This window comes from Pseudohalocynthiibacter sp. F2068, from assembly GCF_023015645.1.
Classification (GTDB): Bacteria; Pseudomonadota; Alphaproteobacteria; order Rhodobacterales; family Rhodobacteraceae; genus Pseudohalocynthiibacter; species Pseudohalocynthiibacter aestuariivivens.
In genome coordinates this window covers 104,985-127,916 of the sequence record NZ_JALKAK010000010.1, presented here as the reverse complement: position 1 = coordinate 127,916, position 22,932 = coordinate 104,985, and the positions used below count along the sequence as shown (strand labels likewise).

The 22,932-nt window shown below is 53.8% G+C and carries 23 protein-coding genes; 11 read left to right on the top strand and 12 right to left on the bottom strand.

Going from position 1 to position 22,932, the window contains the following annotated elements:
- Nucleotides 1-159: 159 nt before the first annotated feature.
- The 4 genes from MWU63_RS12940 (at nucleotide 160) to MWU63_RS12925 (ending at nucleotide 3,516) form a co-directional block, all read left to right on the top strand.
- Nucleotides 160-666, top strand: coding sequence for a hypothetical protein (locus MWU63_RS12940; protein ID WP_247078128.1), 507 nt, complete (start codon nucleotides 160-162; stop codon nucleotides 664-666).
- A gap of 120 nt (nucleotides 667-786) precedes the next feature.
- On the top strand, nucleotides 787-1,425 hold the full coding sequence (locus tag MWU63_RS12935; protein ID WP_213890241.1) for a ribonuclease HII: 639 nt from the start codon (nucleotides 787-789) through the stop codon (nucleotides 1,423-1,425).
- Between the two features lie 90 nt (nucleotides 1,426-1,515).
- Nucleotides 1,516-2,631 (top strand): site-specific DNA-methyltransferase, encoded by a 1,116-nt coding sequence (locus tag MWU63_RS12930; protein WP_213890240.1) that lies wholly within the window; start codon nucleotides 1,516-1,518, stop codon nucleotides 2,629-2,631.
- 261 nt (nucleotides 2,632-2,892) lie between these two features.
- Nucleotides 2,893-3,516 (top strand): hypothetical protein, encoded by a 624-nt coding sequence (locus MWU63_RS12925; RefSeq protein ID WP_213890239.1) that lies wholly within the window; start codon nucleotides 2,893-2,895, stop codon nucleotides 3,514-3,516.
- A gap of 99 nt (nucleotides 3,517-3,615) precedes the next feature.
- Here the strand turns inward: MWU63_RS12925 and MWU63_RS12920 are convergent, their stop codons facing one another.
- From MWU63_RS12920 to mutY, 3 genes are all read right to left on the bottom strand, one after another.
- Nucleotides 3,616-4,437, bottom strand: coding sequence for a hypothetical protein (locus MWU63_RS12920; protein ID WP_213890238.1), 822 nt, complete (start codon nucleotides 4,435-4,437; stop codon nucleotides 3,616-3,618).
- Between the two features lie 275 nt (nucleotides 4,438-4,712).
- Nucleotides 4,713-5,846 carry an alkane 1-monooxygenase gene (locus MWU63_RS12915; protein WP_213890237.1) on the bottom strand — a complete coding sequence of 378 codons (1,134 nt, stop codon included), beginning with the start codon at nucleotides 5,844-5,846 and terminating at the stop codon, nucleotides 4,713-4,715.
- 53 nt (nucleotides 5,847-5,899) lie between these two features.
- Nucleotides 5,900-6,958, bottom strand: a complete 1,059-nt coding sequence (gene mutY, locus MWU63_RS12910; protein ID WP_213890236.1) for an A/G-specific adenine glycosylase — start codon at nucleotides 6,956-6,958, stop codon at nucleotides 5,900-5,902.
- An 81-nt stretch (nucleotides 6,959-7,039) separates the two neighbouring features.
- Here mutY and MWU63_RS12905 point away from each other — a divergent pair, with 81 nt between their 5' ends.
- The 3 genes from MWU63_RS12905 to MWU63_RS12895 are packed head-to-tail and all read left to right on the top strand — an operon-like array spanning nucleotide 7,040 to nucleotide 9,389.
- The gene (locus tag MWU63_RS12905; protein WP_213890235.1) at nucleotides 7,040-7,567 is read left to right on the top strand and encodes a DUF721 domain-containing protein; all 528 of its coding nucleotides are present in this window, start codon (nucleotides 7,040-7,042) and stop codon (nucleotides 7,565-7,567) included.
- A gap of 14 nt (nucleotides 7,568-7,581) precedes the next feature.
- Entirely contained in the window at nucleotides 7,582-8,247 is a 666-nt protein-coding gene (locus MWU63_RS12900; RefSeq protein ID WP_213890234.1) for a DsbA family protein, read from the top strand.
- Nucleotides 8,247-9,389 carry a CaiB/BaiF CoA-transferase family protein gene (locus MWU63_RS12895; protein WP_247078126.1) on the top strand — a complete coding sequence of 381 codons (1,143 nt, stop codon included), beginning with the start codon at nucleotides 8,247-8,249 and terminating at the stop codon, nucleotides 9,387-9,389. Before MWU63_RS12900 ends, MWU63_RS12895 begins: the two co-directional genes overlap by 1 nt.
- Here MWU63_RS12895 and lpxK read toward each other — a convergent pair.
- The 6 genes from lpxK to MWU63_RS12865 form a co-directional block, all read right to left on the bottom strand.
- Nucleotides 9,376-10,371, bottom strand: coding sequence for a tetraacyldisaccharide 4'-kinase (lpxK, locus tag MWU63_RS12890; RefSeq protein WP_213890232.1), 996 nt, complete (start codon nucleotides 10,369-10,371; stop codon nucleotides 9,376-9,378). The two genes, MWU63_RS12895 and lpxK, sit on opposite strands and share 14 nt — an antisense overlap.
- A complete protein-coding gene (locus MWU63_RS12885) occupies nucleotides 10,371-11,654 on the bottom strand; it encodes a glycosyltransferase N-terminal domain-containing protein (protein WP_213890231.1) in 1,284 nt (427 codons plus the stop codon). The genes lpxK and MWU63_RS12885 overlap by 1 nt, the downstream gene beginning before the upstream one ends.
- Before the next feature lie 12 nt (nucleotides 11,655-11,666).
- A complete protein-coding gene (locus MWU63_RS12880) occupies nucleotides 11,667-11,912 on the bottom strand; it encodes a DUF4170 domain-containing protein (RefSeq protein ID WP_213890230.1) in 246 nt (81 codons plus the stop codon).
- Nucleotides 11,913-12,387: 475 nt separating this feature from the next.
- Nucleotides 12,388-13,161 (bottom strand): 3'(2'),5'-bisphosphate nucleotidase CysQ, encoded by a 774-nt coding sequence (locus MWU63_RS12875; protein WP_247078124.1) that lies wholly within the window; start codon nucleotides 13,159-13,161, stop codon nucleotides 12,388-12,390.
- On the bottom strand, nucleotides 13,148-14,494 hold the full coding sequence (locus MWU63_RS12870; RefSeq protein ID WP_247078122.1) for a TldD/PmbA family protein: 1,347 nt from the start codon (nucleotides 14,492-14,494) through the stop codon (nucleotides 13,148-13,150). The genes MWU63_RS12875 and MWU63_RS12870 overlap by 14 nt, the downstream gene beginning before the upstream one ends.
- A 123-nt stretch (nucleotides 14,495-14,617) precedes the next feature.
- Nucleotides 14,618-16,138, bottom strand: a complete 1,521-nt coding sequence (locus MWU63_RS12865) for a DUF2125 domain-containing protein (RefSeq protein WP_213890227.1) — start codon at nucleotides 16,136-16,138, stop codon at nucleotides 14,618-14,620.
- A 126-nt stretch (nucleotides 16,139-16,264) separates the two neighbouring features.
- On the opposite strand from MWU63_RS12865, the gene MWU63_RS12860 reads away from it, so the two are divergent.
- Together MWU63_RS12860 and MWU63_RS12855 are read left to right on the top strand one after the other, a co-directional pair.
- On the top strand, nucleotides 16,265-17,017 hold the full coding sequence (locus MWU63_RS12860; RefSeq protein WP_213890226.1) for an SDR family oxidoreductase: 753 nt from the start codon (nucleotides 16,265-16,267) through the stop codon (nucleotides 17,015-17,017).
- Nucleotides 17,014-17,625, top strand: coding sequence for an enoyl-CoA hydratase/isomerase family protein (locus MWU63_RS12855; RefSeq protein WP_213890225.1), 612 nt, complete (start codon nucleotides 17,014-17,016; stop codon nucleotides 17,623-17,625). The genes MWU63_RS12860 and MWU63_RS12855 overlap by 4 nt, the downstream gene beginning before the upstream one ends.
- An 81-nt stretch (nucleotides 17,626-17,706) precedes the next feature.
- Here the strand turns inward: MWU63_RS12855 and MWU63_RS12850 are convergent, their stop codons facing one another.
- A complete protein-coding gene (locus MWU63_RS12850) occupies nucleotides 17,707-18,387 on the bottom strand; it encodes a hypothetical protein (protein WP_213890224.1) in 681 nt (226 codons plus the stop codon).
- A 221-nt stretch (nucleotides 18,388-18,608) separates the two neighbouring features.
- Here MWU63_RS12850 and MWU63_RS12845 point away from each other — a divergent pair, with 221 nt between their 5' ends.
- Complete coding sequence (locus tag MWU63_RS12845) at nucleotides 18,609-19,925, top strand: mechanosensitive ion channel domain-containing protein (RefSeq protein ID WP_213890223.1); 1,317 nt, start codon at nucleotides 18,609-18,611, stop codon at nucleotides 19,923-19,925.
- Nucleotides 19,922-21,103: a TIGR03862 family flavoprotein gene (locus MWU63_RS12840; protein WP_247078120.1), complete on the top strand. Its 1,182-nt coding sequence runs from the start codon at nucleotides 19,922-19,924 to the stop codon at nucleotides 21,101-21,103. The genes MWU63_RS12845 and MWU63_RS12840 overlap by 4 nt, the downstream gene beginning before the upstream one ends.
- A gap of 120 nt (nucleotides 21,104-21,223) precedes the next feature.
- Here MWU63_RS12840 and MWU63_RS12835 read toward each other — a convergent pair whose 3' ends face one another.
- Both MWU63_RS12835 and MWU63_RS12830 read right to left on the bottom strand, forming a co-directional pair.
- Complete coding sequence (locus MWU63_RS12835) at nucleotides 21,224-22,072, bottom strand: methyltransferase domain-containing protein (protein WP_213890221.1); 849 nt, start codon at nucleotides 22,070-22,072, stop codon at nucleotides 21,224-21,226.
- 269 nt (nucleotides 22,073-22,341) lie between these two features.
- Nucleotides 22,342-22,932: a glutathione S-transferase family protein gene (locus tag MWU63_RS12830; protein WP_213890220.1), complete on the bottom strand. Its 591-nt coding sequence runs from the start codon at nucleotides 22,930-22,932 to the stop codon at nucleotides 22,342-22,344.

Genomic DNA, 22,932 nt, shown 5'->3' with positions numbered 1-22,932 from the left:
CGCTGATATTCAATAACAACTACGCTGCCACTGGGTAACGCGGTGCAGGTTATCCGATAACATGGTGGTGTCATTGTCTATCAGACGCCCCCTGCTGCAAATTTGGTTCATCGAAATTGGCACGCCCGACGACGCTGGGTGCAAAAAAAGGATGGACCAATGACCAAGAGTTTTATTGCAGCAATACTTGCTGCTTCGCTCGCCATAACAGGTGTAACCGCAACCCAGGCCAAAGCTGACGGCTCTGACATTGCCAAAGTCCTGCTTGGTCTCGCAATCGTTGGCGGTATTGCGGCCGCTGTTGATAACAACAATGATCGCCGGGCGGCACAGCACGCGCCGGCAACGCGCGACAGATACGGTGATCGGTACTACAACGACGGAGGGATCCACCAGCGCAACTACCGGCCGCAAAATCGCCGTCGTGCGGTTTTGCCAGCGCAATGTCTGCGCACCTTTCAAACCTATAACGGCCCACGTGACGCTTTCGGCGCGCGTTGTCTGAACCGCAATGCCGGAAACATTCGGCTGCCGAACCGTTGTGCCCGTCAGTTGAATACCCCGCGTGGTACCCGCCATGTTTACTCGGCACGCTGTCTCGACCGCCAGGGGTATCGCGTTTCTACCCGCCGGCACGGCCTTGGGCGCGGTCGCGATCATGAATGATCTTTAAGGTCGAGCAGAGGCGCAATGTGTCCCTAGCCCAGTTGCGCCGACAAGGCGGAGGTCCCCAGCCTCCGCCTTTTTTTCTTGCAGAGGACCGGCTTAAAGGGTTGATGTTTGCCTATGGCAAAATCCATTCCTGACTACACCTTTGAAGAAGCGGCCCTGCTACGTGGCGCAACCCGCATTGCGGGCGTCGACGAAGTCGGGCGCGGCCCACTTGCCGGACCTGTGACCGCTGCTGCAGTTGTTCTTGATGCCAACAATGTTCCCAGCGGGCTGAATGACTCTAAAGTTCTTACAGCGAAACGCCGTGAAACGCTTTATGAGGAACTTCTTAAAGTAGCGGATGTCAGCGTATCCCATGCAAGTGTGGAAGAGATTGACGAGATTAATATTCTTCGTGCTTCGCATCTGGCAATGGAGCGGGCCATTGCCGGATTGCAGACACCACCGGACCATTTGTTGATTGATGGCAATATGCTTCCGCGCGGTGTGACCATTTCTGCCGAAACAATTGTCAAAGGCGATGCTCGATCCGTGTCGATTTCAGCGGCTTCAATTGTGGCAAAAATTGTGCGTGATCGGCTGATGTGGGATTTAGCGCAACAGTTTCCCGGATATGGATGGGAAACAAACGCCGGATATCCGAGTCCGGCACACAAAGAAGCCCTGCGAAATCTGGGTGTGACCCCACACCATAGACGTTCTTTTAAACCAGTGCACAATATCTTGTATCAAGACAAAACAGTAAGTAACTGATTCAAAAAAGAATTTGACGCCGAATCATCAATGAATCATCTTTGTCCTAAATAAACGAAGCGCAAATGACGCTCGGGCAAAGAGGCGGAAATGACGGTAAAAACAAATACAAAAGGGGCAAGCAAGCTCCCTCTGAATCAAATTCTTGATGGTGATTGCATAGAGATCATGAACTCTCTGCCCGAAGGATCTATTGATCTGATCTTTGCTGATCCACCTTACAATTTACAGCTCAAAGGTGACCTGCACCGCCCCGACAATTCCAAGGTAGATGCTGTGGATGATGAATGGGACCAGTTTTCCTCATTTGCTGTCTATGACAAGTTTACCAATGGCTGGTTAAAGGCTGCACGCAGATTGCTGAAGCCTCACGGTGCGATCTGGGTCATCGGCTCATATCACAACATCTTTCGGGTTGGGGCCGCGATGCAAAACGCCGGTTACTGGATTTTGAATGATGTGGTCTGGCGCAAGTCAAACCCGATGCCCAACTTCCGGGGCAAGCGGTTCACAAACGCGCATGAGACAATGATCTGGGCCTCAAAAGAAGAAGCCAGCAAATACACCTTTAACTACGAAGCGCTGAAATCGCTGAACGAAGGCGTGCAGATGCGTAGTGACTGGGTCTTGCCGATTTGCACCGGACATGAACGCCTGAAGAATGAGGAGGGCGAGAAAGCCCATCCAACACAAAAACCCGAAAGCCTTCTCCACCGTGTTCTGGTTGGGTCAACCAACCCCGGTGATGTGGTGCTGGACCCGTTTTTTGGAACTGGCACAACCGGGGCAGTGGCGAAGAAACTAGGCCGTGAATTCATCGGGATCGAACGCGAAGAGGCCTACCGCAAGGTCGCTGAAAAACGTCTTTCCAAAGTGCGCAAATTTGACCGTGAATCGCTTCAGGTCAGCACGTCTAAACGCGCTGAACCACGCGTTCCCTTTGGCCAACTTGTAGAACGCGGCATGCTTACACCAGGGGATGAACTTTACAGTATGAACAACCGCCACAAGGCCAAGGTGCGCGCCGATGGCACGCTGATTGGTGACGATGTTAAGGGCTCTATCCATCAGGTAGGTGCCGCACTTGAAGGCGCCCCAAGCTGTAATGGCTGGACATACTGGTGCTTCAAGCGTGACGGGCAGCGTGTTCCGATTGACCTGCTGCGCCAACAGATCCGCGCTGAAATGGCGGATCGGCCAAACTGAAACTAACCAAGAAATTACCGCCGGTGCCTGTGGCCTGACACAGTGCATTAACTTGCCTCGCCGTTTTTCGGCGGGGCTTTTTTATCTGACGTCTCCCGTAGTGGAGTTGCGAATCAAAGAAAAGAACAGTGAGCAGACGCTGGAGTCGACAATGCTTCACGTTCTTTTGCACATTGAAGCAGTAATTCATGCAGTTACTCGACAACCGCGAAATGACGCGCTAGCATCTTTGGCACCGTGTTCAGAGGTCGGGCTAAGACATTGAAAATTATCAGGCGAATATCCTGTGTGCTTTCGCTGCTGGTGATAACTATTCTCGCCGGTTGCGCAACAACGTCTCCGGCTGGTCCGCCACCGCCGAACCAGCAAGAGATTCTGGAACTTGCGCAGGTCATTCGTGCGCTTGGCGACGATGTTGATCCCGAAGAGGCAGATCGTGCGGCCCACATTGCTTACGAGTATCCGCTTCAGCTGGCGCAAGAATATCAGATCACTGACTCGGCACTTATACATAATATGAAGGTCAATAATGGCACGCGTCCGCGCGGGCTCTGCTGGCATTGGGCCCAGGATATGGAGACCCGGCTAAAGCAAGAGAACTTTCAAACGCTCGATTTGCATCGGGCCATCGCGAATTCCAACATGCTGCTTCGGATTGATCACAGCACTGTAATCGTCAGCAGCCGTGGGGATACGATGTATGAGGGGCTGGTGCTTGACCCCTGGCGATACAGCGGCGAGCTTCACTGGACGCCACCGCGTGAAGATTCGAGCTACGCCTGGCGCCCGCGTGAGGAAGTGCTGGCTGAAAAGCGGGAACGCATGGTGGCGCAAAACAGGTCTACAAATTCAATTAGCGTGTCTACCGGGCAAGCGGGTAACTGAGCTTTCGGTACTACGCCTAACACTCCAGCAGTTTCAAATTTCCGCAGATTCAGATGAACAGGCTGCGCTTTAGCGAAATGTCAGAATGACATACCGCTCTTAGGCCTGCCCAGATTTCATTTCGGCGATCCGCTCAAGCGCTTCTTTGCGCGTGTTGCGGATATTGGGGCGGCTGTCCTGACCTTCGCTACGCATGCGGATCAGTTCTTCAGTCCCTGAACCAGGCGCAAAGCGTACTGTGCCCAAAGAACCATCTGCGTTAAGATTCTTGCCGCGTTGGGCGTAGCTGACCCAAGCTTCCGGGTAGATATTTGTGCTTTCGTAGTTGACGAGGAAATACCATTTTTGGCCAGTTTCTTTGATCGCTTCTTCCAGAAAGTCATAGAACGCGTTCACGTCACCGGAATGCGCAAAAGTGAGGTTCGAAAAATCCGCTTCCATAATCTGATCATCAAACAAAAACCGAACACGTTCAGCAATCTGGTCCAGCGTGAGTGACAGATCATAAACGATCTTACGGCGACGTTTCGATGGCATCTCTGCAATCCGGGCGAGCGCGGCGTCACGATTGGAAAAGAGGTTCGGGTCAAAGCGTTCTGTTTTTGCGTCGCGCTCAATCTGACGTTTGGTTTCGTCGCTTGCGTCAAACCGCACGGATCCTTGCGAATGGGCGAGGTTCAATGCCTTGCCGCGCTTTGCGTAAACAAGCCACGCACTTGGGTCGATCCGCATACCGGACAGGTTGACCAGGAAGAACCATTTGTCCTCTCCGGTTTCTGCGATCCGAGCTTCGAGCCGATCATAGAAATGGTTTACATCCGGAGATGTCACAAACGCATAATTTGAAAAATCCGCTTCCATGATTTCGAGGTCATCAAGGAACTGTATACGGTCGTCTATGGAAATTGTTGCTTGGGTCATAAAATTCATCTCGCTACTGGGTCAGTGACGCTAAACACTGATGTGCCCGGCCACGTGCCGCATACACTACCGACTGCGATGTATACAAATGTATACTAACTATTTGCGAGCAAATGTCGCAGCCTTCCTTGGCCTTAAAGATAAGGACTTCTAAAAGATATTGTGGGTGTGCCGCTTAGTCAAATGTACCGGCCAATCACCGCCTAAAGGTGAAAGAGCCCATAGCTGAAGGCGCTAAATCTGTGGATTGAAATGACATGACGGCCCTTCTGTCGCTACCTCGGCATTGGATTGCTCGCGGTTTTGTAGGCCGACCAATCGGTGATCTCCGGATAATACATCGAACGCCACCTTCGCACGCGCGGGTTCATCATGCGCCGCCAGAGCGGTGGTACCATCGCGACTGCAGTCATTACCGGATAGCCATAGGGCAACTGTGGTGCCTCTGCTTCAGAATAGTTTTGCAGCAACGGAAAACGCCGGTTCGGTTTGTAGTGGTGGTCTGAATGGCGCTGCAGGTTTATCAGCAACCAGTTTGTTGTTTTATGCGCTGCGTTCCAGCTGTGGCGTGGTTTGACATGTTCATACTTTCCGTCGCCAAGATGTTTGCGGGTTAGACCATAGTGCTCAACGTAGTTCGTCAGCTCTAAGAACCAGACAGCGACGGATGCCTGATAGATGAACAGTGCCAGCCCGCCCCAACCGCCGATCAGATAGGCCAGAACAAGCATTGCCGCCTGCAATGTCCCGTAGCGAAAAAACGGGTTTGATCTGTCAAAGGCACCTTTGCCCTTACGCGCCAGCATCGCCTTTTCTGCATTCCATGCAGAGCGCAGACATTGGCGCAGCACACGCAGGAAAAACTTGTGAAATCCTTCGTTGTAACGCGCTGTTACCGGGTCTCGCGGTGTTGCGACATAGCTGTGATGCACCTGCAGATGCTCGCTGCGAAAATGGCTGTAGAGAACCATCGCAAGCAAAAGATCCCCCAACCAGCGTTCCAGATTGTTTTTCTGGTGCATCAGTTCGTGGCTGTAGGTTATGCCGATACCGCCTGACAGCATCCCAACACCGTAAAAAAGAACAATCTTTTCCCAGAGTGCCAGATGATCGGTGTGCGTCACCCACCAGATTGTCCCAAAAACCACGCAAAGCTGAATCGGAAACCAGAGCAACGTAATCAGCCGATACCAAAACAAATCGGCCTCATCAGTCTCTACGTCGGGGTTTTCCAGATTGAGACCGGTGAGTTTGTCGAGAATACTGAACAGGCACAAACCATAGAACGGCTGAAGGATAAGCGCCCAACCGCCAAAAACTGCCCCCAGATAGGTCAGCGGAACCATCCCAAGCGAAAGCCAGAACGGCAACGCATTTTGCAGCTTAGCAACCTGTGCAGCAGGGATCATCGCAGGCGTCCTTTTGATTTTGGTGAAATCATAACGCGTCTTCGCGGGGATACTCAATCTTCCTGCAAAAAACCTTGCGTCAGATCAAAGGCCTTTCGCATAACTGTCGGCAGGTCGGACGGTCGAAACTTATCAAGCGGCAGGAAATTTCCTGAAATTGGTCTGCAATCCTGTGAAACATCGGCATAGCGCAAAGCAAGCCGAAGATGGAAATGTGTGAAGGTGTGACGCACTTCCGCTGGTACGGTTTGCCAGTTCGCGGCAATTGGGGGGGCTTCGGTTGCAACATCTCCCCAATCCGAGCCGGGCCAGCCAAGCATTCCGCCGAGCAAGCCTTTATCCGGGCGGCGTTCCAGCAGCCACGCACCGTCATACCGCTTCGCAAGGAAAGCAACGCCATACCGTATGGGTTTCGGGTTTTTAGGTGTTTTCTTTGGCAGCTCTGCCTGAATACCTTTGGCACGCGCAACGCAGTCCGTTGACCATGGGCAAATACCGCAAGCGGGTGATTTCGGGGTGCAGATCGTGGCTCCAAGGTCCATGACCGCCTGAGCGTAGTCACCGGGCCTAGTTTCGGGTGTCAAAGCCTGTGCGAGCTTTGTGAGTTCTGGCTTCGCAGCGGGCAGGGGCGTCTCAATCGCATGTAACCGCGCCATCACTCTTTCAACGTTGCCGTCAACAACTGTCTCCGGCAGGTCAAACGCGATAGAGGCTATCGCGGCCGCCGTATAGGGGCCAATTCCCGGCAAAGTCAGCAGTGCATCATAAGTATCCGGAAACGTTCCGCCATGCTGTTCCACGACTGCACGCGCGCATTTCAACAGGTTGCGCGCCCGGGCGTAGTAACCTAGTCCGGCCCATTCCCCCATAACATCCCCGTCCTCGGCGGCCGCCAATGAGCGGACATTCGGCCAACGCGTTGTGAAACGGTGAAAGTAGTCGCGCACTGCTGCCACAGTTGTTTGTTGCAGCATGACTTCGGACAGCCAAATGCGATAGGGGTCGGGGACCTGTCCGGCTTTGCGGTCTGCCGGGGCAATACGCCAGGGCATTTCACGGGCAAACCTGTCATACCAGTCTAATATTTCCTGCCTAAGCTGACTATCACGCAAGTTTTATATCTCCTGTGGCGCTATTGCGCTGGCAGTTGCGCCGCATGAGTCTAAGATAGCGCGCAATTACGGGATGAAAAGATGGCACGTACATCAGCGCAATACCCAAAACATCCGCGCAGAGGCAAAGGCTTTGCGCAGACCTCGAGCCTGTTGCAAACCCGTATACGCAAAGCCAGTGAATCTCGCGGGTTCGCGGTAACCCGGCTGTTGACGCATTGGGAAGAAATTATCGGTGCCGAAATCGCTGCGACTGCGTATCCGGTTAAGGTCGGATATGGGCGTGACGGCTTTGGCGCGACGCTGACCATCCTGACAAACGGGGCCAATGCACCAATTGTTGAAATGCAGAAAGAGCGTATTCGTGAAAAGGTAAATGCCTGTTACGGATACTCCGCCATTTCGCGAATCCGTGTCACGCAAACGGCGCCTACCGGATTTGCAGAAGGTCAGATGTCTTTTAAACCCGCACCCAAAAATACCACTCCAGAACCTGACCCGGCAGTACGAAACGCAGCCCAAGAGGTTGCAAAACCCGTTCAGGATGATGATTTACGTTCTGCCCTTGCAGCACTGGGTGAAAAAATCTTATCTCGTAACAAACTTTAGAAGAGGTCCCCCTCATGCAACGCAGACTTTTCCTCGGAGGCACAGCACTCGCGCTGATCGCAGGTGGCGCCTATTTCTATAACAACCAATCCCAGACAACTGGCCCGAGCCTTGGCAGTGTCAGTGCGCAGGAAGCCAGCAACATCGATACATCTGGTATCGTCGAGATGGCGATGGGTGATGAAAATGCACCAATCACGATGATCGAATATGCGTCCTTCACCTGCCCTCATTGTGCAAACTTCCACAAGAATACGTTTCCACAGCTAAAAGCGGATTACATCGACACGGGTAAGGTAAGGTTCATCTACCGCGAAGTTTACTTTGACCGCTTTGGCCTTTGGGCCGGGATGCTGGCGCGTTGTGGTGGTGAAATGCGCTATTTTGGCATTTCCGACATGCTTTATCACCGGCAACGTGAGTGGCTTGAAGGTGGTGAGCCGGAAACCATCGTCAACAACCTGCGTACCATTGGCCGTGCTGCCGGCATGTCGGACGATCAGATGAACGCATGTCTGAATGACGGTGACACCGCTCAGGCGATGGTGGCTCTTTACCAAAAGAACGCGGCAGCGGATGACATTAATTCCACCCCTTCCTTTGTCATCGACGGCACCAAATACAACAATATGGGCTATGATGAGTTCCGCGCCATTCTCGACGAGAAGCTGGCTGGCTGATGACAGCTCCTCTTACGGGCCTGAAGGTCGTTGAACTGGCGCGTATTCTTGCGGGCCCTTGGGCTGGCCAAACGCTCGCGGATCTCGGGGCTGACGTTATCAAGGTTGAAAGCCCCTCGGGTGACGACACCCGCCAGTGGGGACCGCCGTTCTTAGAACGTGATGATGATCGCTCTGCGAGCTACTTTCACAGTTGCAACCGTGGCAAACGGTCCATTGCCGTTAATTTTCGAACCACTGAAGGGCAGGAAACCGTGCGGGCGTTGGTCGCTGACGCAGATATCCTGATCGAAAATTTCAAATTCGGCGGTCTCGAAAAATACGGGCTGGACTACAAAAGCCTGAGCGAACTGAACCCAAGGCTTATTTACTGTTCGATCACCGGGTTCGGTCAAACCGGCCCCTACGCGCATCGCGCAGGATACGACTACATCATTCAGGGCATGTCGGGTCTTATGTCGATCACAGGTGCACCAGACGGCCAGCCGCAAAAGGTTGGGGTTGCGGTAACGGATATCTTCACCGGCGTATATGCGACCACTGCAATTCTTGCTGCTGTGCATCAACGCAGTATCACCGGCAAGGGCCAGCAAATCGACATGGCGCTGCTGGATGTTGCCGTATCCGTCACCGCCAATCAGGCAATGAACTATCTGACCACGGGCAAAGCACCCGAGCGGATAGGGAATATGCATCAGAACCTCGTACCCTATCAGGTATTTGATTGTGCGGATGGCTATATCATCATCGCAACGGGGAACGACGCACAGTACCAGCGGCTTTGCCTCTTGCTTGGTCTGCCCGATTTGGCGGAAGCACCAGAGTTTCTGACCAATGCGGATCGGATCAAAAACCGGGAAAAGCTGACCGAACTGTTAACAGCGGTGACAGTCACCTTCAGTAAGGCCGACTTGCTGGCCGTTTGTGAGAGTAAGGGCGTTCCTGCAGGACCGATTAATGATCTGGAAGAGGTGTTTGCTGACCCGCAAGTGAAAGCACGCGAAATGCAGCAAACGCTTGATGGGGTTCCTACGGTTCGGGCACCCTTCGTTTTCTCTGAGGCGGAGCTGACGATGGAACGCCCCTCGCCGAAACTGGACGAACACGGGGGTGAAATAAGGGCAGAGCTTAGCCAGAAGTAACCCGCTTCAATGCGGCATCAAAACTGCTCCAGTCTGAAATCTCAAGCCGTACCGGAACTGTCAGTACTTTCAGCCGAAAATCACGGGGCAGGCGCACCGCGTCCTTTTCTGTTGTGACCAGTTGTGCATTGCGCAACTTCGCTTCGGTCTCAAGGCGTTTCATCAGGGCAGGTGTCAGGGGTTGATGGTCGCTCAGCGCTTCGGCCCGTACAACGTCTGCTCCTTCTGCGCGCAGGGTTGCAAAAAACTTCTCCGGATGCCCAATACCTGCAAAGGCAAGCACACACATCTCACCCCATTCTATTCCGGTTTGAAGCGGTTTAAGCACGCCCTTGAGATGCGGAAGGGGAATGCGTTCTGCCCAAAGGTCTGCGAATTTATCCTGAGCTTTGTCGTCTCCGATCGACAACAACAAATCACCACGCTCTAGTCCAACGTCCACTGGTTCGCGCAAAGGCCCCGCAGGTAAAACCCGTCCATTGCCAAACCCGTGCAGCGCATCAACAACGATGATCGAAAGATCCTTAATCAAGCTGGGGTTCTGAAACCCATCATCCAATACGATGATATCTGCACCTGCAGCAATGGCCGCCTCAGCGCCCGCCGCCCGGTCCTTAGCCACCCAGGTTGGAGCAAACGCTGCAAGCAATAGGGGCTCATCGCCAACCATGCTCGCAGTATGCGCGGTCTCGCTCACATGAACCGGCCCAGATAGGCTTCCACCGTGCCCGCGAGACACGATATGTGGCACGAAACCCTGTTCCTTAAGCCGCATGACAATAGCAATTGCTGTGGGTGTCTTGCCGGTTCCGCCCGCATTCAGATTACCAATGCAGATCACGGGCACCGGCAGGCGTAGCCCGCTCCCACGCGCCAGTCTTCGCGCGGTTCCAACGCTGTAGAGCGCGCTGAGCGGGGCCAGAAGCCGCGCGCGCCAATCAGGTTGATCGGGAGGTGTGAACCAAAAGCGTGGTGCCTGCATCAGCCCGCCCTCGGTGTGTCGAGCACATCTGTCAGAAGCTCGATAATGCGCCCGGTCACGAGGGACCCGCCAGAGGACACGGCCCAAGCGTTATGCGCCATGATTGCCGCCTTATCAGGGGCTAATAGGGTCTCAACTGCGGTTGCCAGGGTTGTTTTGTCTTCAACAAACTCTGTAGCTCCGGCTTCGCCAAGACGCGCGTAGCTATCTGCAAAGGGACCTAGTTCGGGACCGTGTAGTATGGCAGAACCCAACGCAGCAGGATCATAGGGGCTGGCACCGCCAGGTTTGGTGTTTGGTTCAAGCGTGCCACCCATGAATGTTGTCGGGGCCAACCGATACCACAGGCCCATTTCACCCTCTGTGTCTGCGACATAAACTTGCGTGTTCTCATCCGGGTCTTCCCCACCAGACCTCAAACAGGTGTTAAGACCCGCCGCCTCAAAGTCCTGCGCCAGTGTCGACCCGCGCTCCGGGCGCTCAGGCACGACGATAAGTAAAAGCCTGTGGGCGCGCCGCATCGCAGTTTTATGGGCGGCAATAACAATCGCCTCTTCATTTTCCGAGCAACACGCGGCCAGCCAGATCGGCCGTGTCAGCAATAACGCTGCAAGACGCGCACGCTCGACTTCGTTGCACGCAAGCGCAACAGTGCCTTCCTGCATTGGACCAATAATTTCTATCTTGTCAGTCTCAATTCCCTGACGTTTCAACCAATCAGCAGTTTCTTCATCGCGGGCTAAAATCGCCTCGAACTTCTGATAAAGACTTTTGTCGAGCCTCAAAAGCTGATGAAAAAGTGAAGGTTTCGCCGCTGGCATGTTTGCGTCCGCTAAAATCAAAGGGATTTTTCTGGCTGCGATTTCGCACAAGATCAGCGGATGGCTTGGGTTTTCTGTCCAGACCACGGCATCGGGTTTCCAGTGTTCAAGATAAGGACGGATAAATTGCGGTGCTTGTAACGGCAAAAAAAGATGAAAGCACTGTTCAGGAAGGTGTTGTTTCAAAAAATCATCTAAATCTGCAGACTCTGAGGTCAGAAGAAACCAAAGTTCATCACCATCTTCACGGATGCGAGATATGGTTTCGAAAAAGGCGTCCACCTGCGTTTTGGTTTTAACGTGACACCAGATCAGAGGGGCGTCAGGGCGCCGCTCTTTGGGGGTTCCCAGTCTTTCGTGGATGCGGGTTGCATCTTTCTGGTGCTCCAGTCGCCGACGCTGAAGCACACCATACTGGTGCGCCAGAACATAATAGAGCATCAGACCAAAAGACTGTGCCACTGCTTGATCCGCTTAGTTGCCAAGCTCTTCGGTCGACGAAGCTTCTGTTTCTTCGTCGCGAAGGCGGTGAATATGGGCAATGAAATACCGCATGTGGGCATTGTCCACTGTGCGTTGGGCTTCACTCTTCCAGGAATTGTAAGCGGAGGCATAGTCTGGATACATGCCAACGATGTGAATATCCTCGACGCTTTTAAATGCGTTCTTTGTCGGGTCGACAAGCTCGCCACCAAAAACGAGGTGAAGACGTTGGGTCATATGGTCCTCCGAAAGGTATTAAAACGTTGCCCGTACCCTAGTGGATTGATGACACAGGGGAAAGAGGCGAAGCTTGATCTCATCAAGGCTTCTGTGCGGGCAAACTGTATAGTGACGAGAACAGGTGCCGCGAGAGGTTCCTAGTTTACCGGAACAGAGGCGGGTTTTTCGGCAAAATCCCAACTCCGGATGTAACAGGTTCAGCCAAAAAGTAATCCTGGGCTGCCCCAGGTTCGTTTTGAAAAAACACTTGATCAGATTCCTGTTCTTGGCGACGCTTTACACGCTACTGCGCGATTTGGCAGATTAAGATCGTTGTTTTTAGGTAATTAAGTATTGGAGCGTTCGATGAGTGACCGCAAGAAAAGCGAAGACAAGAAAAGCCCGACCCCCGGTGGTTACGTTAAATCAGGGTCAAAAGGGGAAAAGGGCGGCGCGAAGGAAAAGCCATCCAAAGGCAAATAGGCCTAAGACTTTAGTCTGGCAAACGGGCACGCAGACCGCTGTGCAGGCCCGGGCCCGCGGCGATCATGCCTTTCAGCATAGGGCGCGCGTTGTTGTATGCCGGTTTCCCGCCGTGGGTATCTGAAACTGTGGCGCCAGCCTGCGCTGCAATCAGGCTGCCTGCGGCAACGTCCCATTCCCAGGTGTCGCGCAACGTGAGCATGCCATCAAATGCGCCCTCTGCGACCAGGCATAACCTGTACGCCAGTGACGAACGGAAATGCCGCTTTACAGGGGGCACACCACCCGGCCAGTGTTGTGGTTCAAAGTTGGGCTTTGCGGCCAGCAGGTTCGCCTTTTCGATCGCGACACTGCTGACCGTGATTGGTCTGTCGTTTAACAAGGCGTGGCTGCCGGAAGTCGCGACATAAAGTTTATCGAGCATCGGTAGAAAGACGGCGGCTGTCGTGATCCGACCGTTTTCCGCTATTGCCAGTGAATGGGAAAAATTGCGTTCCCCGGCAATAAACGCGCGGGTTCCGTCGATCGGGTCAATGATGAAAACTTTCTCATGGCTCAGACGCTGGGCGTCATCTTCGGTTTCCTCGGACAACCAGCCATAGTCAGGCCGTGCGCCGCGCAGTTCAGCCGTCAGCATCCGGTCGATTTCCAGATCGGCTTCTGTTACCGGGCCAGCGCCATCCAGTTTGTCCCAGAAATCGGGCGAATTTTTCCAGTATCGTCGCGCAATCGCGCCGCTCGCATGGGCGGCGTCGATCAAGAGGGACAGGTCACTCGCCGGCAAGGGTCAGCCCCTCGACAAGCAGGCTTGGCACAACACGGCTTAGGTGCAGGCGCGCGTCATTTGCTGGTACAATGCGGCGCAGCATGTCGCGCAGATTACCCGCGATTGTGCATTCATTTACCGGATACTTTATCTCGCCGCCTTCAACCCAGAAGCCAGAGGCACCGCGCGAATAATCGCCGGTTGTGGAATTGATGGACGATCCGATCATTGACGTGACGAGCAAGCCTGTCCCCATTTCGGCCAGCAGATCAGCCCGGCTTTGATCGCCCTGAGTCAGACTGACGTTTGACACCGATGGCGACGGCGGCGAAGACGTGCCACGTGCGGCATTCGCCGTGCTCTTCATTCCGAGCTTTCGGCCAGTGCCAAGGTCCAGCGTCCATCCCGTCAGAACACCGTTTTCAACAATGGCGCGTTTGGCGGTTGGCAACCCTTCACCATCAAAAGGGCGAGAGCCGCTGACACGTACCCTGTGTGGGTCTTCGATCAATGACAGGTGATCCGGCAAAACTGCGTCACCCAGTGCGTCGCGCAGCCAGGAAGACCCACGCGCAATGCTGGATCCGTTGGCTGCTGACAGCAAGTGCCCAATCAGGCTGGAAGAAATGCGTTCATCAAACAGAACCGGATAGGCCCCGGTTTTTGGCTTGCGCGCGCCGCTACGCTCAACCGTGCGTTCGGCTGCCGTAAGGCCAATAAATTCTGCATCCGGCAGATCGTTCTGAAATATACGGCTGTCACCATAATAGTCCCGTTCCATGTCGGACCCGGTACCGGTGATCGCAACACAAGACAGCCCCCGGCTACTGCGGCTGTAGCCCCCGGAAAAACCATTGCTTGCCGCCAGATGTATGTTTTGCCGACCATATCCAGCTCCGGCAGATTGAACCTGACTGATGCCCTTCACTGCGAGTGCTGCGGCCTCAGCGCGCCTTGCATCGTCTTCCAGCGCTGCTGGTGCGGGTTCCTCCGACGGATCATACATTTCAAGTGCATCAACATCCCAGTGTTGGGCAAGCTGCGCTGGATCGGCCAAGCCTACCGTATCATCCTCTGGCGCTTCACGTGCCATAGCGACAGCACGTACAGCCATTTCAGCCATTGTTTCCGGGCGTGTGTCCGAGGCGGAAACCATCGCCTGCCGCGTTCCAACCAACACGCGCAGACCAATGTCTGTACTTTCAGAGCGTTCCGCCTGTTCAAGGGCACCGTTCCGCACGTCAATAGAAAGCGAAGAACCCGCAACCGCCAGCGCATCGGCGGCTTCGGCCCCGGCTTTCTGCGCAGCATCAAGAAGGGCAGATGTCAACTTTTCAAGTTTATCGCTCATGAGATGTCCGTATTTTACCTGTGGGGTTGAGGTAAGCCGCGTTCAGCGTAGGCGCAAGCCCCCGCATTAAAAAGGGCCGCCCGGTTTTACCAAGGCGGCCCTGACTTTTTACTGTTTGCACAGTTATTTCAGACGCTGACCATTGGCCAGAACATGGCCTTGATCATTGACTTCGATTTTTGAATTCAACGTGTCTTCGCCGTCACCGGGAACCGCAAACAGGCCCATCATCATGCGCGCACCCATTGCCTGATCATCCGGGATAAGGCCCATCTGAACCAGCTTATCAAGCAGTCCGTTTGCGCCCACCAGTTTCAGATCAATGCTACCCTCTGGGCGTGGAACACCGTCGAAGGTCTGCAGGTCATCGTTGTCAAAAGTAAAGCCGCCGTTCCCTGTAAGATCTGCGCCTGCAACAGAAACCTGAAGATCATTCAGTGTCAGCGCGTGTAGCTCACCAGGAATTTCGCCACCGTCCATCATTCCGGCTTCTTCCGGGTTCATGATGTTGAAGAACCAGTTCGCTTTACCAGCCGTATCAATGACTAATGTGGCCGGATCGCGTGGCAGAACAGTTGCCGGGTCGATCATGTTCCAAAGCGTATCCGTCACTTCGATACCAACAAGCCGGACGCCCATTTCAAAATCATCGGGCGTGTCGGACTTGGTAATGGGCATCAGGAAGTTCAGCCCATATTCCGCAGCTTTCAATGTCAGTTCGGGGAATGGAATTTCAGACCCGGAAATCGCGATATCGATATCTTTCACAAGTTCTGAAAGCCCCATGCCGTCCTGGTTCATTTCAAAAGCAACTTCAGCGCCACCAACTCTGCCATTTGCAGCAAAGCTGTCCCCGTCACCTGTGCCGTCGAGGTTGAAGGTGATAGCGCCTAAGGAATAATCAAAATCAAAGGCCATTCCGGCATCCAGGTTGGCTGCCATATTCTCTTGGTCAAACACCTCTGGAACCGACATTGCAAAAGTGCCAGCCAAAGCAGCCGCAGCAAGATCAAAGTCTACGTCAACACCTTCACGGGGTTCTTTGACACGGATGCTTAACTCCATAGTGTCTGTCGTTAGATCACCGGATATTTGTGTCGGTGCACCGTCAACCACCAGATAGCGGCCGCTGTAACCAGTGAGCGCAGCATTCAAATCCACATCGATTTTTTCACCCTCAACTTCGATGCCGTCCATCGTCATTGTCATTGTAGGTGCCGAAAAGTCATAGGCTGTTTCACTGTCATCGCCGCTTGCAACGATAACCATGCCGGAATGAGCGACAGACATTACTAAATTCATGTCCTCGTTGCCGCCGTCTGCCCGGACAGCAATGTCAAAGTTTGGTGGAAAGGTGATCGCGACGGTGCCGTCACCCTGTTCGGTCAATGACATAGAGCCCATCGACATGGAAACCGTTCCGTCGATATCTTTGCCCAAGTCCATTGAAAAGTTCATGTCGTTGATTGTCAGCGTATCGCCTGACATGTCTTCGGAACCGGTTTGAACGGTGTAACCAAACCCTTCCATGTAAGTCTTATAGTCGTTCCATACGCCTGCGGCGGTTACGTCCGCAAATACTGCCGTACTTGTTAACAATGTTGCTGTTGCGGCCAGACCGCTAATGGACTTCCATTGTGCCATTATAAAACCTCGTGGTTAAAATTCATTTTCCAATGTCGTCTGTGCAACAAGATTGGTCAAGGGCAGAGGGCGCTGGTGCGTTCAAAATTGCTGAGGTATCACAGGGGTAAATAGTGAAGGAAAAGAATGATGCTTTCAGGAAAATGTGCACTGATAACCGGGGCAAGCCGAGGCATCGGTGCCGAAACGGCGCGGGCTTTGGCGGCAGAGGGTGTGAATGTTGTTTTGTTGGCGCGCGGGGCTGCCGCAATAGAAGCGCTCGCCTCTGAGATTGGCGAGCAAGCCCGTGCAATCCCTTGCGACGTCAGCAACTACGATGACATCGCAGCTGCGGTAGATACTGCGGTGACGACCTTTGGAAGTCTCGATATTGTGATCAACAATGCCGGCGTGATCGAGCCGATCTCTCATTTGGCAAAGTCAGACCCGGCTGAATGGGGACGTGTGATCGATATCAACCTAAAGGGCGTCTACTATGGAATGCGCGCGGCTGCGCCTGTCATGCAAAAGGCAGGGAAGGGCACCATTATCACGATAAGTTCAGGTGCTGCCCATCACGCACTGGAGGGGTGGAGCCACTATTGCGCCTCTAAAGCGGCTGCTGCGATGCTGACGACCTGCGCGCACAACGAATTGTCTGCAGACGGTTTGCGCATCATGGGGCTGTCGCCCGGAACAGTTGCCACGCAAATGCAACATGAGATCAAGGCATCAGGTGTGAATCCGGTGAGTGAGCTCGACTGGGAAGATCATATTCCTGCGGACTGGCCCGCACGTGCGTTGGTGTGGATGTGCAAACCGGAATCAGACACTTATCTGGGGCAGGAAATCTCGCTTCGGGAAGACAGTGTCCGGCGCAAGATCGGGCTGATTGCATGATCGAACTTGTGAAAGATGATGGTCTCTGGACGGTAACGCTTAACCGTCCGGACAAGGCAAATTCGCTAACGCCCGAGATGCTGGAAGACCTTGCAGAGATCGCAACTGCAGCAAACGGCACCGCCAAGGTACTGGTGCTAACTGGCACAGGCAAGGTTTTCAGTGCCGGGGCCGACCTTGAGGCTGCGCGTGCAGGCCTCGCTACCAGCGATGTGTGGGAGCGTCTTTCAGGTGCGCTTGCGGCATTACCATGTCTGACCATCGCAGCGTTGAACGGGACACTGGCTGGTGGTGCCTTTGGCATGGCGCTTGCCTGTGATCTGCGCATCGCCGTTCCAGAAGCCAAGTTCTTTTACCCAGTCATGAAGCTGGGCTTTCTGCCGCAGCCGTCGGACCCAAAGCGTTTGACAGAGCTTGTCGGGCCATCCCGGGCAAAGCTGATCTTGATGGCGGGTCAGAAACTGACAGCAGATGAGGCCCTTTCTATCGGCCTTATCGATCATCTGGTCGAACGGGAACGTCTATCCGAAACAGTCGTAACATTGGCTGCAGACTCGCTTGGTGCAACGCAGTCGCATGTCGCCGGGATCAAGGCGATGATCAGCTAGGGGCAAGGTCCCATAACGTGATTGAAAGAGTCTAATGAAGGCTTTGAGCCTATTGCAGACATCGCTCGGGAAATCGTGCGGTCACCATGTTTCTATTCTCACATTCCGAAACGACACGGCGGTGCTATCGCCATCAGCCAAATTCAATGAGCCTGCTAATCCTAGTGCTAACCTCACTTCATCCCCCTCGCCAAGGGTTGGTCGACCGGAGCGCAGTAACACCTCAGTCCCATCGCAAAATACATGTATCTCTCCCGGTGTCTTGTCTCTGAGTCCTTTCTTCGGGGTGGAATCCCACACGACACGTACCTCTATCGTGTGCCATGCGCCGAAACCATCTGGATCAAAACAGGCTTCGCGCCCAACATCGTACCCAATTTTCCCGTCCAGAAGAAAGCTAAGAACCGACTCTTCGTTTCTATTCAAAAACCTTGCCGCGCGAAGATATCCTCCTGATGCGTTATAGGTGAAACTTTCGGGTACCATAATGTCCCAGCCATAAATAGTCCTGTCACCGCGTGCGTGTGACGTGGTTGAAACATATTCACTACGCTGGAGCACCGTTGAACAAGCAGCCTCAAATCCGACTACGCAACCATTTTGATTGAGGTTGGCCTGAATTTCTCCATCGATCAATTCCAATGAGGTTTCACTAGGTGTGATTATCTCAAAATCTTCTGATTGGCAGATTGTCGGCCAGGCAAGTGCTGCAAGTACAACTAAAGCTGAGAGAGTTTTGTGAATGACGGTGGATGTAAACATAGCCTTTCTCCCTATTAGTAATTAAGAGTTTACCACAGTTGGTTCAGGCTGCGTAAATCGATGTCGAAACTGTGCAATGCAAAAGACAGATTGTCCGCGCTGCAGACCTTTGTTCATTTTCAGTTTGTCGGTTCTGACCCTAGAAAAAGTCGGGGGTGTTGTATCAACCGCATTCCCCTGTAGAACAGGGAACTGACGTTAGTTGTTAAAAGGTTGAGAGCATGGATGGACAGCCAGAAATCGTCGATAAGGTGCTGGGCTATCTCATGCAGGGATGGGAGATCGCGCAAGGCTGGCTGTTAAGCCCCGCCGCATGGTCGCAATTCGCGCTGCTTGTTGTCGCGTTTTTCAGTGCTTGGGTCGTGACACGCAGGGTGTCCCCGGTTCTGAAAAATATTCTGACCCCACCCGAAGAGCAAACCCATTTGTTCGCTGGGTTGCGGCTCTTTGTGCTAAGCTTCCTGCCCCTTCTTTTGCCGTTGCTTGCCTACTTACTGACGGCCGTAGGCGAAGAAGTAACACGTTCCCTGTTCGGCTCGGGCGCGGTTATCGCCTTTGGCAAAAGGTTGCTTTTGTTTTTAGCGGCGCGTGCGCTTGTCAATAAAATAGTCAAGGATCCGTTTCTCAGGCTGCTTGGAAAATACGTGCTTGTGCCAATCATGGCGCTCTACGCGCTGGGCTTGCTGCCTCTTGCAACCACCTACTTGTCTGAAACCATCATCAGGCTTGGCAATATTTCCTTTTCGCTGATGTCACTTGTTCGGGGCATTATTGCAGGCTCGGTTCTGTTCTGGCTTGGTCGCTGGTCAAATGATCAAAGTGCGAGTTACATTCAACGACAAAAAGAGCTTCCCCCGGCGACCCGGCAACTGGCGGTCAAAGCCGCCGAGATTGTTATATTCGGCGTCGCATTCCTGCTTTTGCTCAACATCATGGGGATCAACCTTTCAACAATTGCTGTTTTGGGGGGCGCAATTGGTGTTGGTCTTGGGTTCGGGCTGCAAAAGATCGCGGCGAATTTTATCTCTGGTGTTATTCTTCTGCTCGAGGGCCAAGCGACTGTTGGCGACTATGTTGCGCTTGATGGTGGCGAAGCTGGCACCATCGTTAAAATGACCGCCCGCGCGGCAATTCTGGAAACTTTTGACGGGCGCTGGATCATGGTGCCCAATGAGGATTTCATAACAACGCGTGTCACAAACTATTCCGACAGCGGCTCTGCCAACCGGTATGAGGCGGATTTTTCAGTGTCTTACGATACAGACATCAACACCATTCCCGCCATTGTCGAGGCCGCCGTTGCCACGCATAAGGATGTGCTCGACAAACCTTATCCACCAGACTGCGAACTTCGCGGCTTTGGCGACAGCGGCATTGATTTTTCAGTGGAATTCTGGGTGAACGGTCTGGACGATGGGCCAAACAAGTACACATCGGACGTGCTGTTTCTGATCTGGAATGCGCTGAAGGACAACGGTATCGAAATTCCATATCCACATCGCGTAGTCGAGATTAAGGGCGGTCTGCCAACAGCATGACAGATGCTTTGGTCATTGGCGCAGGGCCGGCTGGTTTAATGGCAGCAGAGGAACTGGCGCGCGCCGGGCGTCGGGTCTTGGTTACCGAGGCCAAACCCTCTGTGGCGCGCAAGCTGCTGATGGCGGGAAAGTCCGGGCTTAACCTGACAAAGGATGAACCGCCTGCCATGTTTACTAAGCATACTAGCGGCGGCGGTCCAGCTCTTTTTGAAGCTTTGAAATCATTTGGTCCTGAAGAGGTCAAAGACTGGGCCCGCAATTTGGGGCAAGAGGTGTTTACCGGAAGTTCCGGCCGTGTCTTTCCTGACGCTATGAAAGCCTCGCCATTGCTGCGAGCATGGCTTTTGAGGCTCGCTGATCTTGGTGTGGAGTTTCGGACGCGCTGGCGCTGGGTCGGTCTTGACGATGGAATGCAATTTGAAACGCCTGAGGGCGTTGTGACGCTAAACCCAAAGGTGACTGTTCTCGCGCTTGGTGGTGCGAGCTGGTCGCGGCTTGGCTCTGACGGTACGTGGGCGCAGATGCTCTCGGGTAAAGGTGTCACGCTCGCCCCGTTCAAACCCGCGAATATGGGATTTTGCGTCAATTGGTCAGACCACATGAAGCCGCATTTTGGGGTTCCTGTGAAAGGCACTGCGTTACTGGTGAACGGTCAGACAACGCGCGGGGAATACGTAATCTCGGAAAAAGGTTTGGAAGGTGGTGGTATCTACGCCATCTCGGCCGCTGTGCGCGATGGTGCTGATTTGAAAATCGATCTTTTGCCGGATTGGCCGCTTGAAAAAATTGCAGCCCGACTATCTGGCCCGCGTGGCAAAACCTCTGTTTCAAATCACCTTCGCAAGGCGCTGAAACTTGAAGGTGTGAAGCGTGCCCTTCTGATGGAGTTTGGCAATCCGCTGCCAGACGGGGCAGCGCTTGCCAGCCTGATCAAGGCCTTGCCTGTCCCGCACGCAGGTCCGCGACCGATAGACGAGGCGATATCGACAGCCGGGGGGGTCCGATTTGAGGCAATGGATGAAAATCTGATGCTGAACGCCTTGCCCGGCGTCTTTTGCGCAGGGGAAATGCTGGATTGGGAGGCCCCAACCGGGGGCTATCTGATCACAACGTGCCTTGCGACAGGACGGCACGCAGGGCGGGCAGCAGCGCGCTGGTCTCAGGGTCAGGTCCGGTAAACTGATTGAAAGAGTCAGATGACGGCTATGAGCCCGAAGCGGTCTCCGCCGTACCACAAAGAGAAAACCTGATCGGTGTCGAGAGTGAGCGTCGTGTTACCGGTCGACTACTCCGTATGATCAGGCTGGTGGGTTTGTCCCGGAAGCCAGCAGGAGAGTCATATCGGAACTGACGCCGCCTTGGTTCGAAAATTGTTCAATGCAGTCCCTGATTTCGGCCCAGGCCACATCGCGTTTTTTGTCGTCCAGATCGGCCAGCACGGCGCGATAGGCACCAAATGCTTCTTGCATCATGGTTAGCGCGTCGCCGATCGATGCGATGGACAACCGGGCGGCGACCTGCTCGATCCTGGTGTCGATATACCCGGCCGCTTGAAATAAGCTCTCTAGTCTCGCAGGATCTGATAGTGCAAACAGCCCTGGTGAACCCGGCGGCGGCGGGGTCTTCCCGGCATGTTTTAGTGCGATCATCATTGTTTTTGAAAACAGCAGGTTGTCCTGCGGCGAGGCCACCACAAGAACAGCGAAGCGCCCGTTCTCCGCCAAGACGCTTCGCACGGCCGCGAGCGCGTCTTGAGGCGACTGGAACAGCATCAGGCCGAGTCGGCAGGTTGCCGCATCGACGTGCAGCCCACTTTTGGAAAGGTCTTCCGCCGGTCCGTGCAGTGTTTCGACATTGGTCAGCCCCGCGGCGGCGGTATTTGAGGTCACAAAGGTCAACATTTTTGACGCGATGTCGTTTGCGAAAACCCGGCCAGTCGGCCCCACGCGCCTCGCGGCTTGTATCGTTTGGCTGCCGGCGCCACAGGCGAGGTCCAACACTCTCATGCCCATTTCTACGTTGGCCGCATCCAGCATTTGTTCAGTCGCCTCGGCGGCGGCGCCCATCAAAGCGGATTCCCATTTCGCCCATCCCGGCGCGGCTGAATCCCAAATACTTTCATTTTTATGTTCACCATTTCCGGCCATCGTACGCATCCTCCCTTAAAGCGGTACGTCAGGTTACACTACATTTCACGTTGCTCAAGAGCCCTGCGAGGCCGGCATTGAGTGCAAAGAAGTGTCTCCCGCGCAATGTGCAGAACCTAACGATGGTTTGTTTCCATTAAATGGCGACTTTGTCCGCGCAGCAGAAATTCAACACGAGCTTTGATGCCGCTGTGCAGTGACCTGTTGAAATCGCACCGCACAGCAGACCTTCGCTCCTATTTCAATTTAACAGATCTGACTCCAATAAACTATTCTAACACCATCGCACGTTTGTAAGCCGGGCGGCCATGCATCATACGGAAGTACTCTTTCAGTTGCGGTTCCGAAATCTTGAACCCGGCAGATAGCGCCCAACCACCGCAATGGGTCAGGATGATATCCGGCACTGTCATATCTTCGCCCATAAGGAAGGGACCATCGCCCATCCGTTCAGCCAGCACCTTTTGGCTGCGGGCGAGCTCCCAGCCGACCGTGTCATGAATACCTTCTTGCCGAAGTTCTTTGGGCAAATAGAGCATATGCCGCGTTGCGACCCAAAGGGCCGCATCAAACTCATCCAGCAAAAATTGCGTAAGCCCGTCCTGTATCGCGCGGTTTATCGTTCCCGCCGGATGGGTCAATGCCCCATGCTTGTCCGCCAGATACTGAATAATTGCAGTCGAATCCGTCAGCGTGACACCGTCCTCGATCAGGACGGGAATTTTTCCTTCCGGATTTACTTCGGTCACAGCCTCGGAATGTGAACCAGCAATGATGTGCTCATATGGCTGGCCTAATTCTTCGAGCATCCATAAAACACGAAGTGTTCGTGAGCGTATTTTTCCGATGACCTGATACAT